The following is a 14,886-nucleotide window of genomic DNA, read 5'->3' as shown; positions in this document are numbered from 1 at the left end:
GGGCGCGCATATTAACTTTGTAACGTCATAGAGTCAAAGAAAAAGGCAACCAGAGCTGCCTTTTGCCAATTATTCGCACACATTGCGGCCTGTAGTTTAAAATGGCTGGCATCGATACGCTATATCTGGTGATAAAAATATGCCAAATCTCGTCCTTGCTTCCACGTCTCCCTATCGCCGAATGCTGCTGGAAAAGCTCGGGATCCCGTTTGAATGCGCCGCGCCAGAGGTTGATGAGACGCCACAGCCGGGTGAATCACCGCGTCATCTGGTGACGCGTCTCGCTAAAGAGAAAGCGCAGTCGCTGGCAGCACGTTATCCCGCACATTTGATTATAGGCTCCGATCAGGTTTGCGTACTGGACGGCGAAATCACCGGCAAGCCCCATACGGAGGAGAACGCCTGCCAGCAGCTTCTGCGTGCACGAGGCAGTATCGTGACCTTTTATACCGGCCTGGCGCTTTACAACTCCGCTTCCGGTCATCTGCAAACTGAATGCGAACCGTTCGACGTGCACTTCCGCCATCTCAGCGAGCAGGAGATTATGGATTATGTGCGCCGTGAGCGACCGCTGAACTGCGCGGGGAGCTTTAAAAGTGAAGGATTGGGGATTGCACTTTTCGACAAGCTGGACGGTCGGGATCCCAACACCCTGGTGGGGTTACCGCTAATTGCCCTGTGTCAGATGTTAAGACGAGAAGAGTGTAATCCGCTGACGATGTGACTGGGACGTTGCGGCCTGATGCCCTCACCCGCCCCTCTCCCACAGGGAGAGGGAGGAAGGCAAAATCAGCCGCGCAAAACCTTAAGACAGCGTTTCAGCTGCTCATCCAGCGGCGCTTCAATACGGATCACTTCACCGGTATTCGGATGGGTAAACTTCAGCGCTGCCGCATGCAGGAACAGACGCGACAGCCCCGTTCCCGCCAGCTGCTTATCAAACTCGCGGTCGCCATAGCGGTCATCAAACGCGATGGGATGCCCTGCAAACTGCGTATGCACGCGGATCTGGTGGGTGCGACCAGTGACCGGACTGCAGCGCACCAGCGTGGCAAACTCATAGCGCTCTTCAACCTTAAAGCGCGTCTCAGACGGTTTCCCTTCCTGGCTCACGCGGACAATACGCTCACCGCTTTGCAGAATATTTTTCAGCAGCGGCGCCTGCACCACTTTAACATGGGACTGCCACTGGCCGCGCACCAGCGCCAGATAGTCTTTCTGCATCCCTTTTTCACGCAGCTGTTCATGCAGAGAACGCAGCGCGGAACGCTTTTTCGCCACCAGCAGAACGCCAGAGGTGTCGCGGTCAAGACGATGCACCAGTTCAAGGAAGCGCGCTTCCGGGCGCAGGGCTCGCAGCCCTTCAATCACCCCGAAGCTCAGACCGCTACCGCCATGAACAGCCGTCCCTGACGGTTTGTTCAGCACCAGAATGTGGTCGTCTTCATAAAGGATCACATCACTCAGGGCCGCCACTTTCTGTAGCTTCGGTGATACGGTCTCTTCTTCACGCTCTGCCACGCGCACCGGTGGAATACGCACTTCGTCACCGGCTTCGAGTTTGTACTCGGGCTTCACGCGTTTTTTGTTAACCCGCACCTCGCCCTTACGCAGAATGCGGTAAATCATGCTCTTTGGCACCCCTTTTAGCTGGGTGCGCAAAAAGTTATCGATACGCTGCCCCGCTTCATCTTCGGCGATGGCAACCATTTTTACGGCTGGAGTCTCTGTTTTCATGGTTGGCGATTCTAAATATCGCCAGCCATTAGCGCCACTCATTTTTCTATGCTTATATTTACTTTTATCCGGCCTGCTACCCGTTTCGCGCAACCGATTTGGTGGTTATTAAACCAATCGCCATTCTGAAGTGAAGAAACTGTGAGTAACCGGGTGATAATTGGTAAAAGTCATCTTGCTATAACCCGGCGAGCAGTGGAATAATGAGGCTGTTTTCCGTGTTAAATCCTGGTTAAGTAAGGATGTTGACGGAATGACCAATTTTGTCTGACCGATCATCCACGCAGCAATGGCGTAAGACGTATTGATCTTTCAGGCAGTTAGCGGGCTGCGGGTTGCAGTACTTCCCGGTATAAGGATTGTTCTCTGGAGAGTTCTACCCAGGCAATTCCCCTGATAATTGCGCTGTGTTTCCGTATGAAATACAGGCAACCGACACTCTGCGCCTCTTAAGCGAGCGACAACCGTGAGGTTGGCGACGTGAACAGACACGAGGCCATCGGTTCATACCCCGGAAAGCGTCACCTTGCCCGCAGCTTTGTCGTCAATGTAAGAATAACGAGTAAGTTACGATGAAAAGAATGTTAATCAACGCAACTCAGCAAGAAGAGTTGCGTGTCGCCCTTGTGGATGGGCAGCGCCTGTACGATCTGGATATCGAAAGTCCTGGACACGAACAGAAAAAAGCGAACATTTACAAAGGTAAAATCACCCGCATTGAACCAAGCCTTGAAGCTGCATTTGTCGATTACGGTGCTGAGCGTCATGGTTTCCTCCCTCTGAAAGAAATTGCCCGCGAATATTTCCCTGCAAACTACAACGCCCATGGCCGCCCAAACATCAAAGATGTGCTGCGTGAAGGTCAGGAAGTTATCGTTCAGATTGATAAAGAAGAGCGCGGCAACAAAGGTGCCGCACTAACAACCTTTATCAGCCTGGCAGGGAGCTATCTGGTTCTGATGCCAAACAACCCGCGTGCGGGTGGCATCTCTCGCCGTATCGAAGGTGATGACCGTACCGAGCTGAAAGAAGCGCTGGCAAGCCTCGAGCTGCCTGATGGCATGGGGCTTATCGTGCGTACCGCAGGCGTTGGCAAATCCGCCGAAGCGCTGCAGTGGGACCTGAGCTTCCGTCTGAAGCACTGGGAAGCCATCCAGAAAGCAGCGGAAAGCCGCCCTGCTCCGTTCCTGATCCACCAGGAAAGCAACGTTATCGTGCGTGCCTTCCGTGACTACCTGCGTCAGGACATCGGTGAGATTCTGATCGATAACCCGAAAGTGCTTGAGCTGGCGCGCCAGCACATTGCCGCGCTGGGTCGTCCGGATTTCACCAGCAAAATTAAACTGTACACCGGCGAAATCCCGCTGTTCAGCCACTATCAGATCGAATCCCAGATTGAGTCCGCCTTCCAGCGCGAAGTACGTCTGCCATCCGGCGGTTCTATCGTTATCGATACCACTGAAGCGCTGACCGCTATCGACATCAACTCCGCGCGTGCAACTCGCGGTGGCGATATCGAAGAGACTGCTTTCAACACTAACCTCGAAGCCGCTGATGAAATCGCCCGCCAGCTCCGCCTGCGCGACCTGGGTGGTCTGATTGTTATCGACTTCATCGACATGACCCCTGTTCGCCACCAGCGTGCGGTTGAAAACCGTCTGCGCGAAGCGGTGCGTCAGGACAGAGCGCGTATTCAGATTAGCCATATCTCACGCTTTGGCCTGCTGGAGATGTCCCGTCAGCGTCTGAGCCCGTCGCTGGGTGAGTCCAGCCATCACGTCTGCCCACGCTGCTCCGGCACCGGTACCGTGCGTGATAACGAATCGCTGTCCCTCTCGATTCTGCGTCTGATTGAAGAAGAAGCGCTGAAAGAGAATACCAAAGAGGTTCACGCGATTGTCCCTGTGCCAATTGCCTCTTACCTGCTGAACGAAAAACGTGCTGCGGTCAGTGCCATTGAAGCGCGTCAGGGTGGCGTTCGCTGCATCATCGTGCCAAACGATCAGATGGAAACCCCGCACTATCACGTGCTGCGTGTCCGTAAAGGCGAAGAGACGTCAACGCTCAGCTACCTGCTGCCGAAGCTGCACGAAGAAGAGATGGCCCTGCCTTCAGATGAAGAGCCAGCCGAGCGCAAGCTGCCTGAGCAGCCTGCGTTAGCGACCTTCATTATGCCTGAAGCACCGCCTGAAGCAGCCCTGGAAAAACCGGCGGCCAAACCTGCGGCGCAGAAACCTGAAGCAACGGCAGCGAAAGCCCAGCCGGCGCAGCCTGGTCTGCTGAGCCGCTTCTTCGGCGCGCTTAAGAAGATGTTTGCCGGTGAGGAAGTTCAGCCAGAGCAGCCGAAAGAAGAGCCAAAAGCGGCCAAGCCTGAGCGTCAGCAGGACCGCCGTAAGCGTCAGAACAACCGCCGCGACCGTAACGACCGTAGCGAGCGCAATGACCGCAGCGAGCGTCGTGACAACCGTGATAACCGCTCTGAGAATAACGAAGGCCGTGAGCAACGCGAAGACAACCGTCGCAACCGTCGCGAGAAACAACAGCAGAATGTTGAAGATCGTGAAATTCGCCAGCAGGCGGGCGATGAGTCTGAGAAGAGCAAACAGCGTGACGACCAGCAGCCGCGCCGTGAACGCAACCGTCGCCGTAACGACGAGAAGCGTCAGGCACAGCAGGAAGTCAAAAACCTGAACCGCGAAGAGCCTGTTGAACAGCAGGACGGCGAGCAGGAAGAACGTACTCAGGTCATGCCGCGTCGTAAGCAGCGCCAGCTTGCTCAGAAAGTTCGTTTCGCCTCCGAAGCAACCGAAGAGTCAGCAATTGTCCCGGTTGAAACCCGCGAGAGCGCAGCCGGTACTCAGCTTGCAAAAGTTGACCTGCCAGCGGTCGTTGATAACAACGTTGAGCAGGATGATAACGGTGAAAACCGTGATAACGCCGGCATGCCGCGCCGTTCACGTCGTTCCCCACGTCATCTGCGCGTCAGCGGCCAGCGCCGTCGTCGCTATCGTGACGAGCGTTACCCAACTCAGTCGCCAATGCCGCTGACCATTGCCTGTGCTTCACCAGAAATGGCCTCCGGCAAAGTCTGGATCCGCTACCCGGTAGCGCGTCCGGAGCAGGTTGTTGAAGAACAGCCAGTAACCGAAGAGGTTATTGCACCTGCGGCAGCGGTAGAAGAGGTCGTGACTGAAGCGGCAACCGTGGTAGAACCTCAGGTTGTTGAAACTGCAGCCCCTCAGGCAGCTGAAGTCGAAACCACGCATCCGGAAGTGATTGCCGCGCCGGTTGATGCCGCACCGCAGCTTATTGCTGAAGAAGATGTCGTGGTGGCTGAGGAAATCGCTGAAGAAGCTGAACCTGTAGCCGCAGTGGAAGACACCGCTGAAGCCATCGTCGAAACGACCGCTGAAGAAATCGTTCAGGACGTTGAGATTGAGGTTGAACCGGTTGTTGAAGAACCGAAAGCGCCTGAAGTGAAACCTGAGCCGGTTGTTTCTGCGCCAGCCGCTGCCCACGTGGCGACAGCACCAATGACGCGCGCTCCGGCGCCGGATTACGTGCCTGAAGCACCGCGTCACAGCGACTGGGTTCGCCCGGCATTCAGCTTCGAAGGTAAAGGCGCAGCCGGTGGCCACAGTGCAACGCATCAGGCGACTGCACCGGCAACGCGTCCACAGTCTGTCGAATAACGACAAACAACGCTGAAAGTAAAAAGCCGACCTGAGGGTCGGCTTTTTTTATGGCTGCTGCACGGGCTTCCTCATCCCGGTCACCTCCGGCATGACCTGCCGCATCAACTCCAGAAAACGCCGCAAGCGTGCCGGATAATAACGGGACCAGGGATAAACCAGATGCACCGGTAACGCCGCTGGCTGCCACTCCGGCAGCAAATGCACCAGCCGCCCTTCCTGAATATCGTCCTGTACCGTCCAGCTGGAAACCACCGCCACGCCAAGCCCGGTGAGTGCAGTGTTACGTGCGACATACAGGCTGTCGGTGCTTAGCCGTGGCGTAATAGCAATCCGCGCGGTGGCGGGCGAAGCATCGTGAAATAGCTCCACGTGGCGCTGGTAGAAAGAGCTGATGGCTATCCAGGGAAACTGCTGCAAATCCTCCGGCGTGGTAACCGCTGGAAAACGGGCCAGCAGTGCCGGAGAAGCGACCACCGAGCGCGGCACTTCCGCCAGCAGCACGGATACGGTCGCCGGATCGACCTCCACGCCTACCCGAATAGCACAGTCCAGGTTGTCACCGAGGAAATCCGCCGACCTGTCGTTGAGCATCCACTCAATCGAAAGCTGCGGATAGCGTTGCAAAAATTCGGTTACGGGTTTAAGAAGCTGATCCTGACCAAACGCGTGGGGAGCTCGCACCCGCAGCACGCCTACCGGCTCATCTTCCGTCTGCCCCACCTCATCTTCCAGCGCCAGCCAGCTGTCAATCACCCGACGGGCGTGCTGATAGCAGCGCTCGCCGTCATCCGTCAGCCGCGTCGTGTGGGTGGTGCGCAATATCAGGCGTACGCCCAGCATGGTCTCAAGCGACTGTAACCGTCTGCTCACAGTGGCCTGGGTGGTGGCCAGCTGCCGTGCCGCCGCAGAGAGGGAACCCGCCTCCACGATGCGAACAAACGTCCGCATTAGCTCCACCCTGTCTATACGTTCAGATCTTTTCATCGCCTTTTCATTTATACGTTCAACGTATAAGCGTTTTACCACCGGGCCCGCTACCGTCGCAAGGCGTACTGATAAAAAATAGCCTCACACGACGAATGAGGAACTTCTTATGAACACAACAACCGCCGCCCATGCCGTGAGCCGCTGGGTGATTTTAATGCTGGCGATCGGTGCAGGTTTCAGCGTGGCATCAATCTATTATGCCCAGCCTCTGCTGCCGCTGATGGGCGCAGACCTTCATCTGAGTATCGAAGGAATGGGCATGGTCCCGACGCTCACCCAGGCGGGATATGCCCTGGGGATCCTGTTCCTGCTTCCGCTCGGCGATCGCCACGACCGCAGGACGTTAATCCTGATAAAGAGTGCGGCGCTGGCGCTGTTTCTTCTCGGCTGTAGCCTGACCGGGCAGATCCACTCTCTGCTGCTGGCAAGCCTGCTCATCGGCATGGCCGCCACCATGGCACAGGATATCGTCCCTGCCGCGGCCATCCTTGCGCCGGAAGGTAAACAGGGGAAAACCGTGGGCACGGTAATGACCGGGCTGCTGATGGGTATCTTATTATCAAGAACCGTGAGCGGCGTGGTGGGTGAAGCGTTTGGCTGGCGCGTCATGTACCAGCTGGCGGCGGCGAGCATTGCGTTCATCGGCGTGATGATGTGGTTTGTGCTTCCCCGTTTTGCCATTCACTCCACGCTGAGCTACCCCGCGCTGATGCGCTCAATGGAACACCTGTGGCGTCGCTATCCGGCGCTGCGCCGTGCGGCGCTGGCTCAGGGCTTTCTGTCGATTGCCTTTAGCGCCTTCTGGTCTACGCTTGCGGTCATGCTGCTTGAGCACTATCACCTGGGCAGTGCCGTAGCGGGTGGTTTTGGTATTGCAGGTGCCGCCGGTGCGTTAGCTGCCCCGCTGGCAGGGGGTCTGGCGGATAAACTGGGCGCAGGAAAAGTCACGCAGCTTGGTGCCGTTCTGGTGACCGTCTCATTTGCCCTGATGTTCCTGATGCCCGCGCTGGGCGTTCATGGACAGCTGATTCTGATCGCCATCTCTGCCGTCGGGTTCGACCTGGGTCTGCAGTCAAGCCTGGTCGCTCACCAGAACCTGGTATACAGCCTTGAACCGCAGGCTCGGGGTCGTCTCAACGCCCTGCTCTTTACGGTGGTCTTTATCGGAATGGCGCTGGGTTCCGCGTTAGGCAGCAATATCTACTCGCTGGCTGGCTGGACGGGTGTGGTCGCGCTGGCGACAGTCTGTGGCGTCATTGCACTGGCAATTCGTCTGATTGAAAGCGCACGTGTCGCCTCCGCATCAGCAGAAGTTGCATAAAAAAAATGCCCAATCCAGGCGGATTGGGCAGTAAAACATGCCCAGTTTCAAGACATGTTCCAAGAGGTCAAGATGTTATTTGTTCAGCTGGAACAGAGACATGCCCTGCATATCGCTAAACGCTTTATAAGACGCCTGCAAGGCCGCCTGCTGCATGGTGTAAGAGGAAATCGCTTCGTTCCAGTCGACATCCACCAGGTCACTCATCTGCTTGGTCTGACCCAGCGCGCGGTCATCACCCAGCGTATCGAGTTTTTCCAGCTCATTCATCTTGGTTCCCACATCCGCAACGACCGTCAGGACATTGTTCTGGGAGTTTTTGATGCCGATTTGCGCATTGGCAATCACCTGGCTTTGCGCCGTTGCAGCAGCCGGATCGTTTTCAATCGGCGTCTTCAGCGAGGCAATGGCAGAATCCAGGATTTTGAACATGTTCGTCTGGCCATATCCACCGCCCGGCAGCTGTTCTGCATTACTGGTAATGCTTTCGAAAATTTGCTGGCCGGTATGACTAATGGTCATATTTCGCGCCGTATCAACCTGCTGCGTGATGGCCTCTGCGCCGCCCTTGTAATCCCCGGTCGCGGCATCAAACGGTGCGCTCTCGGTTTTGTATCCCGCAAAGATAAAGCGACCATTACCATCCGTCGTGTTGGCCAGGTTCATAAGCTGATCGCGGATCCCCTGAATATCGGTCGCCAGAGAAAGACGGTCGTCATCGCTTAACGTGCCGTTCGACGCATAAACGAGCTTCTCGCGCACGCTCGAGATCGCGGTGTTGACCTGGGTTAACACGTTATCTTCCAGCGAGACCTTCTGTGTAGCAAAGGTGCGCGCGAGCGCAAACTGGCTGTTTTGCGACTGAGACTGTGACAGAACGATGGCCTGCGACGCGGCGATAGGATCGTCCGAAGGACGATTGACGCGCTTGCCGGTGGACATCTGCTCACCGTAGCTCAGCCATCTGCTCTGGGAATCGGTGATCCCACGCATGTTCTGCTCGTACATCATCTGGGTGCTAATACGCATTGTTCACCTCAACCTTAACGAATGTTGATAATTGCATCGAAGAGCGTACTGGCAGTCTGGAGAACCTGGGCGTTCGCCAGGTAATACTGCTGATAACGCTGCAAATTGCCATACTCTTCGTCGAGGTTTACCCCAGAGATGGTCTGCTGCTGCTTGATTAACTGCGTCTCCACGTTGGCTTTCGTCTGGCTGCTCACCTTCAGTGACGCCGTTGAGCTACCGACGGTACTGACGAGAGAGGCATACGCATCGTTGAAGGTTTTGTTTCCCCCCACCACTTTGCCGTTTTGCAGATCGAGCAGTTTTTGGCCGTTACGGTTATCACTCTCGCCGCCGTTCTGCACCGATGCCATCGCCAGCTTGGACTCGTCGCTGATCGCGAGTTCCATGTTCATGATGACGTTGGAAACAGGCTTCACGGTAAAGCTGTCTTTGGTGTTTGCCGTACCGCTCACGTTGACGTTAAGGCCATCAAACGACAGATTGCCGCTGGCATCCGGGCTCATCGTAAAGCTGGTTTTGTCTGAAGTACGGGTAACCGTCCAGTCAGTGCCGTTAAACTGCAGCTTATAGTCTGTCGCCTGGACCTGCTTGCTGTCCGCTACAGAAGCCGTAACAACCGCCGAACCGCCGTTCTTGCTGCTGGACAGGACCGCCGGAGAACCGAAGTTGAACAGCTTACCGCCCGCATCACCGTTCGCATCAAAGCCGGCTTCATGCTGCGTGTTCATTGAATCTGCAAAGGCCAGCGCCATCTGGTTCAGGGTGTTACGAGCTTTATCAAGATCTTCCGTGCGGAAGGTCAGTAAACCGCCCAAAGAACCGGTGGTAATCATCTTCTCCGGGATCTCGACATTACCCGCTACGTCGTCGACATAGGCCACGGTGGTACGAGCCGGATCTGCACTCGACTTCACGGCAGCCAGCTGGTTAGCTTTGCTGCCCTGAACCAGGCTGTAACCGTTGCCGAAAGAGATGTTAAACGTACCGCTATCCTGAACAGACACTTCCACGCCGACGATTTTGTTCAGCTCGTTGACGAGCTGATCGCGCTGGTCGAGCAGATCGTTAGGCGATGCGCCCGCGCCGACGCCGGTCAGACGAGAGATCTGATCGTTCAGGTTCGCAATCTGTTTGGCATAGTTGTTGATCTGAGACACGCTGGTCCCAATGGCGGTATTGACCTGCGTATCCTGATCGCGCAGATACTGATCGTTGGTTTTGAACTGATTGACCAGACCACCCGCTTTACCCAGCACCGTCTGACGTGCAGCCGGGTCTTCCGCGTTGCTCACCAGCGTTTGCAGGCTTTTGAAGAAATCCTGCAGGGTGGTGGAGAGCGAGTTGGTGGTATCAGAGAGCACATCGTCGATTCTTGACATCTGCTGGTAGCGCGTCGTCAGACCGCTGCTCTGCGTCTGCGCGGCGCGCAGCTGGTTGGTGATGAAGGCGTCATACTCACGCTGGACACCGGAGACATAAACCCCGTTACCCACCCAGCCACCGCCGGTCAGCGTGCTGTTAGATGCGCCCAGCACCGTGGTCTGGCGGGTGTAACCTGCCACGTTATAGCTTGAAATATTATTACTGACGGTATTGAGTGCCGACTGCGCAGCACTGAGGCCACTCATGGCGCTGTTAATCAAACTGGACATGGGGGTTCCTTTTATACGTTCAGACACGAGTCCTGATGAAGGTTATCGGCAACCTCCACCGGGACTTGAGAACTTTCAGAACAGATTTTCAATATCTGTGCTATAGGCTTTGCTGACCTTCTCGCCCATGGATTTCAGCTGCTGGATCATGCTGGTGAGCTTGCGTGCATAGTTCGGGTCAGTCGCGTAGCCCGCGTTTTGTAAGGCCTGAGCGCCCTGCTCCGCCGTCGCCGCCTGCGTAACGGCGGTATAACGCGGATTTCGGCTCAGCAGGCCAACGTAGTCGGACAATGCTTCCAGATAAGAGCTGTAGACGCGGAATTTTGCTTTGACCTTCACCGCCGCACCGTTCTCGTATTCGGTGGTCGTGATCTCCGTTGTTGGCCCCTTCCAGCTGGAGGTGGCCTTCACGCCGAAGATGTTGAAGCTCGGATCGCCGTTTTCCTTGCGGATCTGGCGCTGGCCCCAGCCCGACTCCAGCGCGGCCTGCGCCAGAATCAGGTGATGCGGCACGCCGCTCTGTTCGCTGGCAAGACGCGCAGGCAGAGAAAGCTGCGCCAGGAAGTCTTTGCTGTCACCGGAGAGCGGCTCATCGCCGCTGCCCGTGGCTTTTGGCATCGCTTTACGCACCATTTGCGTCAGAGCCTGGTTCTGATAACTGGTCACCGTTTCCAGGTCGAACTTCATCGGCACCTGCTGCGTCTGTTCCTGAGGCTGAATGCCCTGCGCGGCTTCGGTCTGTTTCACAATCATGTCAGCCAGGCCGAGGCCTTTACCGGCGGTCATCTGCTGCGCAATCTGCTGGTCATACATGCTGGTGTAGAGACGCGTTGAATCACTGCTGAACATCCCGTCTTTCGGCAGGGTTTCACGCATGCTTTTCAGCATCATCTGTACAAACATCCCTTCCACCTGGCGGGCGACCGGGCGGATGTTCGCCGCCGGGTCTTTTCCTGCTTTGGTTTTCAGTTCGTTGAGCGACTGGGCATCCCAGGCTGCACTGGTCAACAGTTTGCTATCGGTCAGCATTAGATGATTTCCAGTTTGGCGCGCAGGCAGCCCGCGCTTTGCATGGATTGCAGAATGGACATCAGGTCCATCGGCGTTGCACCCAGGGCGTTCAGGGCTCGCACCACGCTGTTCAGGTTGGCACTGGAGCGAACGCTCTGCAGCGACCCGCCGCTCTGACGCATATCAATCTGCGTTTGCGGCGTCACCACCGTCTGACCGCCACCAAATGGCGTATTCGGCTGGCTCACGTTCGCGGAGCGGTTTACCGTTACGGAGAGGTTGCCCTGCGCTACGGCACAGCTGTCCAGCGACACTTCCCGGTTCATGACCACCGAGCCGGTACGGGAGTTGATGATCACCTTGGCATCCTGAACCGGAACGTTCACTTCCATATTCTGGATATCTGCCAGCATGCGCACCTGGTTGCTGCTGCCGGTAGAGGTACGGATCTGCACGGTGCGCGCATCGAGTGCCGTTGCATTACCGTAGCCGCGGCTGCGGTTGATGGTATCGGCAATTTGCTGCGCCATGGTGAAGTCTTCATTATTGAGCTGCAGGTTGATGGTGTTGCCCGCGCCAAACTGGGTCGGCAGTTCACGCTCAATGATCGCCCCGTTGGTGATACGTCCACCGTTAAGCTGGTTCACCTGCACGCTGCTCCCGCCTGCGGAAGCGCCCGCACCGCCAACCAGAATGTTCCCCTGCGCCAGTGCATAGACCTGGCTGTCGACGCCTTTCAGCGGGGTCATCAGCAGCGTACCGCCGCGCAGGCTTTTGGCATTACCCATTGAGGAGACCACCACGTCAATGGTTTGCCCCTGACGAGCAAACGCCGGGTAGGACGCGGTGACCATTACCGCGGCCACGTTTTTCAGCTGCATGTTAGTTCCCGCCGGCACGGTAATGCCTAGCTGGGAAAGCATGTTGTTCAGACTTTGGGTAGTGAACGGCGTCTGGGTGGTCTGGTCACCGGTACCATCCAGACCAACCACCAGGCCATAGCCAATCAGGGAGTTTTCACGTACTCCCTGAACGCTGGTGAGGTCGCGAATACGGTCAGCCTGGGCAAATGTTGCCACCAGCGCGAGCGCCACGGCGAAGATCGATTTAAACATGGGTCACCTCGCTTACATTGGCGATAAATTAAGGAAGAAGCGCTGCAGCCAACCCATATTTTGCGCTTCATTGATATAGCCGTTCCCGACGTACTCAATGCGCGCATCCGCCACCTGGGTAGATGGAACGGTGTTGGTGCCGCTGATGGTGCGAGGGTTAACCACGCCCGAGAAGCGAATGAATTCAGTGCCCTGGTTGATGGCGATCTGTTTTTCACCCACAACGTGTAGGTTGCCGTTAACCAGTACCTGGTCAACCGTGACCGTCAGCGTGCCGCTGAAGGTGTTGCTGGCGTTGGCACCGCCTTTACCGTTAAAGGTGTTGCCGCCGGAGGCCTCAACATCCGCACGGGCATTGCCGAACAGGCCCTGCAGATAGCGTGGCACGGTATCGAAGCCAAAATTGGTTTTGCCATCGCGGCTGGCGTTCGCCGACGAGCTCTTGCTCGCGCTGACGTTTTCCTGCAGCACAATGGTCAATGTATCGCCGACGTTACGCGGGCGGCGATCTTCAAACAGCGGCTGATAGCCGTAATTAATCGGCTGCGCGGTCTGGAAAATGGAGCCGTTTACCACTGGCGCGGGGCCAGGAACGGGTTGGGCAGTCGTCGCACCCTGGACCAATGGTTTAGACGGGATCAAAGCACACCCGCTAAGGGTGACAGCCAGAACAGTCAGTATCGGATAACGAAACGCCGCGTTTTTTTGCATTGCCTTCATCTTCGAAAACAGGGAGCCGGCGCGGCGTTTACCGCACCGGGCTACACCTTAGAGTTGCGTCAGTTTCTGCAGCATCTGGTCGGTCGTCGACACTGCTTTACTGTTAATTTCATACGCGCGCTGGACCTGGATCATATTCACCAGCTCTTCCGCCACGTTCACGTTGGACGTTTCAACATAACCCTGGTACAGCAGACCCGCGCCGTTCAGGCCCGGGGTGCTCTCATTCGGCGTACCGGAGGATTGCGTTTCGGTGTAGAGGTTCTCACCAATGCTTTCCAGGCCGGTATCGTTCATGAAGGTGGTCAGGTTGAGCTGCCCGACCTGAACCGGCGCGGCCTGTCCCTGCTGGGTCACGCTGACCACACCGTCACGTCCGATGGTGATGCTCAGGGCGTTCGCCGGGATGGTAATCGCAGGCTGAACCTGGAAACCGCCCGCCGTCACCAGCTGGCCGTTCTGATCGACCTGGAACGAACCGTCGCGGGTATAGGCAGAGGTCCCGTCAGGCAGCTGCACCTGGAAGAAGCCCTGGCCTTTGATTGCCACGTCTTTACTGTTGTTGGTCTGAGACAGGTTGCCCTGGCTGTGCAGACGCTCGGTAGCCACCGGACGAACACCGGTACCGATCTGCAGACCCGATGGCAGCGTCGTCTGTTCAGAAGACTGCGCCCCCGGCTGGCGGATGGTTTGATAAAGCAAATCTTCGAAAACGGCGCGCTGGCGCTTGAAACCATTGGTGCTCACGTTTGCCAGGTTGTTGGCAATCACGTCCATATTGGTTTGCTGGGCGTCCAGGCCAGTTTTCGCGATCCATAAAGAACTGATCATAAGGAGTCCTGTTAACTCATAGCCAGAAGTTGGTTAGCCTTGCCCGCGTTTTCATCCACGCTGCTGATGATCTTCATCTGCATTTCAAAACGACGGGCGCTGGCGATCATGTCGGTCATGGCTTCGACCGGCTTGACGTTACTGCCTTCCAGAACGCCGGACATCACGCGGATGCTCGGATCGGCCTGTAACGTGGCGCCACGCGTCGCCTGAGCCGCCTGGGTCAGGCGGAACATGCCGTCGTCGCCACGCTGCACGTCTTTGGCTTCCGCCTTCACCAGCTTCAGACGTCCGACGGGCGCAACGGTGTTGGCCGGGTCGCCCGGATTCAGCGCCGAAATGGTGCCGTCCGCAGCGATAGTGAGCTCAGAGCCTTCCGGCACGGTCAGCGGACCTGCTTCCCCCATCACCGGATGCCCCTGAATCGTCAGCTGGCCCGTCGCGCTCACCTGGATGTTGCCGTTACGGGTATAGCCTTCGCTGCCGTCCGCCGTTTGCACCGCCAGCCAGCCGTCCTGCTGCAAGGCAACGTCCAGCGGGCGTGAGGTGTAATCCATCTGCCCTGGCGTCATATCGGCGCCAGGGGTTGATGCTGTCACCAGCGTACGGGTCGGCAGGGAAAGCCCTTCTACCGGCACCGCGCGAAGCGCATTAAGCTGGGCGCGAAAGCCCGGCGTTGAGGCGTTTGCCAGGTTGCTGGCGGTAACGGCCTGCTGATTGAGCGTCTGACTTGCCGCGCCCATCGCGGTATATATTGCGTGATCCATTGCGCTTTCCTGTTAGCC

At 56.9% G+C, this 14,886-nt stretch carries 12 protein-coding genes; 3 read left to right on the top strand and 9 right to left on the bottom strand.

Annotation, left to right across the window (positions count from 1 at the left end):
- Positions 1 to 139 precede the first annotated feature (139 nt).
- Entirely contained in the window at positions 140 to 724 is a 585-nt protein-coding gene (locus tag FOY93_RS08500; protein WP_115874728.1) for a Maf family protein, read from the top strand.
- Between the two features lie 65 nt (positions 725 to 789).
- On the opposite strand, the gene rluC is transcribed toward FOY93_RS08500, so the two are convergent.
- Positions 790 to 1,737 carry a 23S rRNA pseudouridine(955/2504/2580) synthase RluC gene (gene rluC, locus FOY93_RS08495; RefSeq protein WP_021240761.1) on the bottom strand — a complete coding sequence of 316 codons (948 nt, stop codon included), beginning with the start codon at positions 1,735 to 1,737 and terminating at the stop codon, positions 790 to 792.
- A gap of 572 nt (positions 1,738 to 2,309) precedes the next feature.
- Between rluC and rne the strand changes: the two genes are divergently transcribed.
- Positions 2,310 to 5,429, top strand: coding sequence for a ribonuclease E (rne, locus tag FOY93_RS08490; RefSeq protein WP_133294164.1), 3,120 nt, complete (start codon positions 2,310 to 2,312; stop codon positions 5,427 to 5,429).
- A 48-nt stretch (positions 5,430 to 5,477) separates the two neighbouring features.
- Here the strand turns inward: rne and FOY93_RS08485 are convergent, their stop codons facing one another.
- Positions 5,478 to 6,416 (bottom strand): LysR family transcriptional regulator, encoded by a 939-nt coding sequence (locus tag FOY93_RS08485; protein WP_143344934.1) that lies wholly within the window; start codon positions 6,414 to 6,416, stop codon positions 5,478 to 5,480.
- Between the two features lie 109 nt (positions 6,417 to 6,525).
- On the opposite strand from FOY93_RS08485, the gene FOY93_RS08480 reads away from it, so the two are divergent.
- Positions 6,526 to 7,740 carry an MFS transporter gene (locus FOY93_RS08480; protein ID WP_115874725.1) on the top strand — a complete coding sequence of 405 codons (1,215 nt, stop codon included), beginning with the start codon at positions 6,526 to 6,528 and terminating at the stop codon, positions 7,738 to 7,740.
- Between the two features lie 75 nt (positions 7,741 to 7,815).
- Here the strand turns inward: FOY93_RS08480 and flgL are convergent, their stop codons facing one another.
- From flgL to FOY93_RS08445, 7 genes are all read right to left on the bottom strand, one after another.
- Positions 7,816 to 8,769, bottom strand: coding sequence for a flagellar hook-associated protein FlgL (gene flgL / locus FOY93_RS08475; RefSeq protein ID WP_136194682.1), 954 nt, complete (start codon positions 8,767 to 8,769; stop codon positions 7,816 to 7,818).
- A gap of 14 nt (positions 8,770 to 8,783) precedes the next feature.
- Complete coding sequence (gene flgK / locus FOY93_RS08470) at positions 8,784 to 10,424, bottom strand: flagellar hook-associated protein FlgK (protein ID WP_143344933.1); 1,641 nt, start codon at positions 10,422 to 10,424, stop codon at positions 8,784 to 8,786.
- 75 nt (positions 10,425 to 10,499) lie between these two features.
- Positions 10,500 to 11,453: a flagellar assembly peptidoglycan hydrolase FlgJ gene (flgJ, locus tag FOY93_RS08465; protein ID WP_023311141.1), complete on the bottom strand. Its 954-nt coding sequence runs from the start codon at positions 11,451 to 11,453 to the stop codon at positions 10,500 to 10,502.
- Positions 11,453 to 12,550, bottom strand: coding sequence for a flagellar basal body P-ring protein FlgI (locus FOY93_RS08460; RefSeq protein ID WP_029740346.1), 1,098 nt, complete (start codon positions 12,548 to 12,550; stop codon positions 11,453 to 11,455). The genes flgJ and FOY93_RS08460 overlap by 1 nt, the downstream gene beginning before the upstream one ends.
- A 12-nt stretch (positions 12,551 to 12,562) precedes the next feature.
- Positions 12,563 to 13,261 carry a flagellar basal body L-ring protein FlgH gene (flgH, locus tag FOY93_RS08455; protein ID WP_023311139.1) on the bottom strand — a complete coding sequence of 233 codons (699 nt, stop codon included), beginning with the start codon at positions 13,259 to 13,261 and terminating at the stop codon, positions 12,563 to 12,565.
- A 57-nt stretch (positions 13,262 to 13,318) separates the two neighbouring features.
- Positions 13,319 to 14,101: a flagellar basal-body rod protein FlgG gene (flgG, locus tag FOY93_RS08450; RefSeq protein ID WP_008500810.1), complete on the bottom strand. Its 783-nt coding sequence runs from the start codon at positions 14,099 to 14,101 to the stop codon at positions 13,319 to 13,321.
- A gap of 11 nt (positions 14,102 to 14,112) precedes the next feature.
- Positions 14,113 to 14,868, bottom strand: coding sequence for a flagellar basal body rod protein FlgF (locus tag FOY93_RS08445; protein WP_033145205.1), 756 nt, complete (start codon positions 14,866 to 14,868; stop codon positions 14,113 to 14,115).
- Positions 14,869 to 14,886: the final 18 nt, after the last annotated feature.

This window comes from Enterobacter sp. 18A13 (genome assembly GCF_007035975.1).
Classification (GTDB): domain Bacteria; phylum Pseudomonadota; class Gammaproteobacteria; order Enterobacterales; family Enterobacteriaceae; genus Enterobacter; species Enterobacter vonholyi.
The sequence above is the reverse complement of the archived record's forward strand: the minus strand, read 5'-3'. Positions and strand labels throughout refer to the sequence as shown.

Coding starts and splice junctions, on each gene's coding strand:
- FOY93_RS08500 (WP_115874728.1), top strand. CDS start 140: ATGCCAAATCTCGTCCTTGCTTCCACGTCTCCCTATCGCCGAATGCTG.
- rluC (WP_021240761.1), bottom strand. CDS start 1,737: ATGAAAACAGAGACTCCAGCCGTAAAAATGGTTGCCATCGCCGAAGAT.
- rne (WP_133294164.1), top strand. CDS start 2,310: ATGAAAAGAATGTTAATCAACGCAACTCAGCAAGAAGAGTTGCGTGTC.
- FOY93_RS08485 (WP_143344934.1), bottom strand. CDS start 6,416: ATGAAAAGATCTGAACGTATAGACAGGGTGGAGCTAATGCGGACGTTT.
- FOY93_RS08480 (WP_115874725.1), top strand. CDS start 6,526: ATGAACACAACAACCGCCGCCCATGCCGTGAGCCGCTGGGTGATTTTA.
- flgL (WP_136194682.1), bottom strand. CDS start 8,769: ATGCGTATTAGCACCCAGATGATGTACGAGCAGAACATGCGTGGGATC.
- flgK (WP_143344933.1), bottom strand. CDS start 10,424: ATGTCCAGTTTGATTAACAGCGCCATGAGTGGCCTCAGTGCTGCGCAG.
- flgJ (WP_023311141.1), bottom strand. CDS start 11,453: ATGCTGACCGATAGCAAACTGTTGACCAGTGCAGCCTGGGATGCCCAG.
- FOY93_RS08460 (WP_029740346.1), bottom strand. CDS start 12,550: ATGTTTAAATCGATCTTCGCCGTGGCGCTCGCGCTGGTGGCAACATTT.
- flgH (WP_023311139.1), bottom strand. CDS start 13,261: ATGCAAAAAAACGCGGCGTTTCGTTATCCGATACTGACTGTTCTGGCT.
- flgG (WP_008500810.1), bottom strand. CDS start 14,101: ATGATCAGTTCTTTATGGATCGCGAAAACTGGCCTGGACGCCCAGCAA.
- FOY93_RS08445 (WP_033145205.1), bottom strand. CDS start 14,868: ATGGATCACGCAATATATACCGCGATGGGCGCGGCAAGTCAGACGCTC.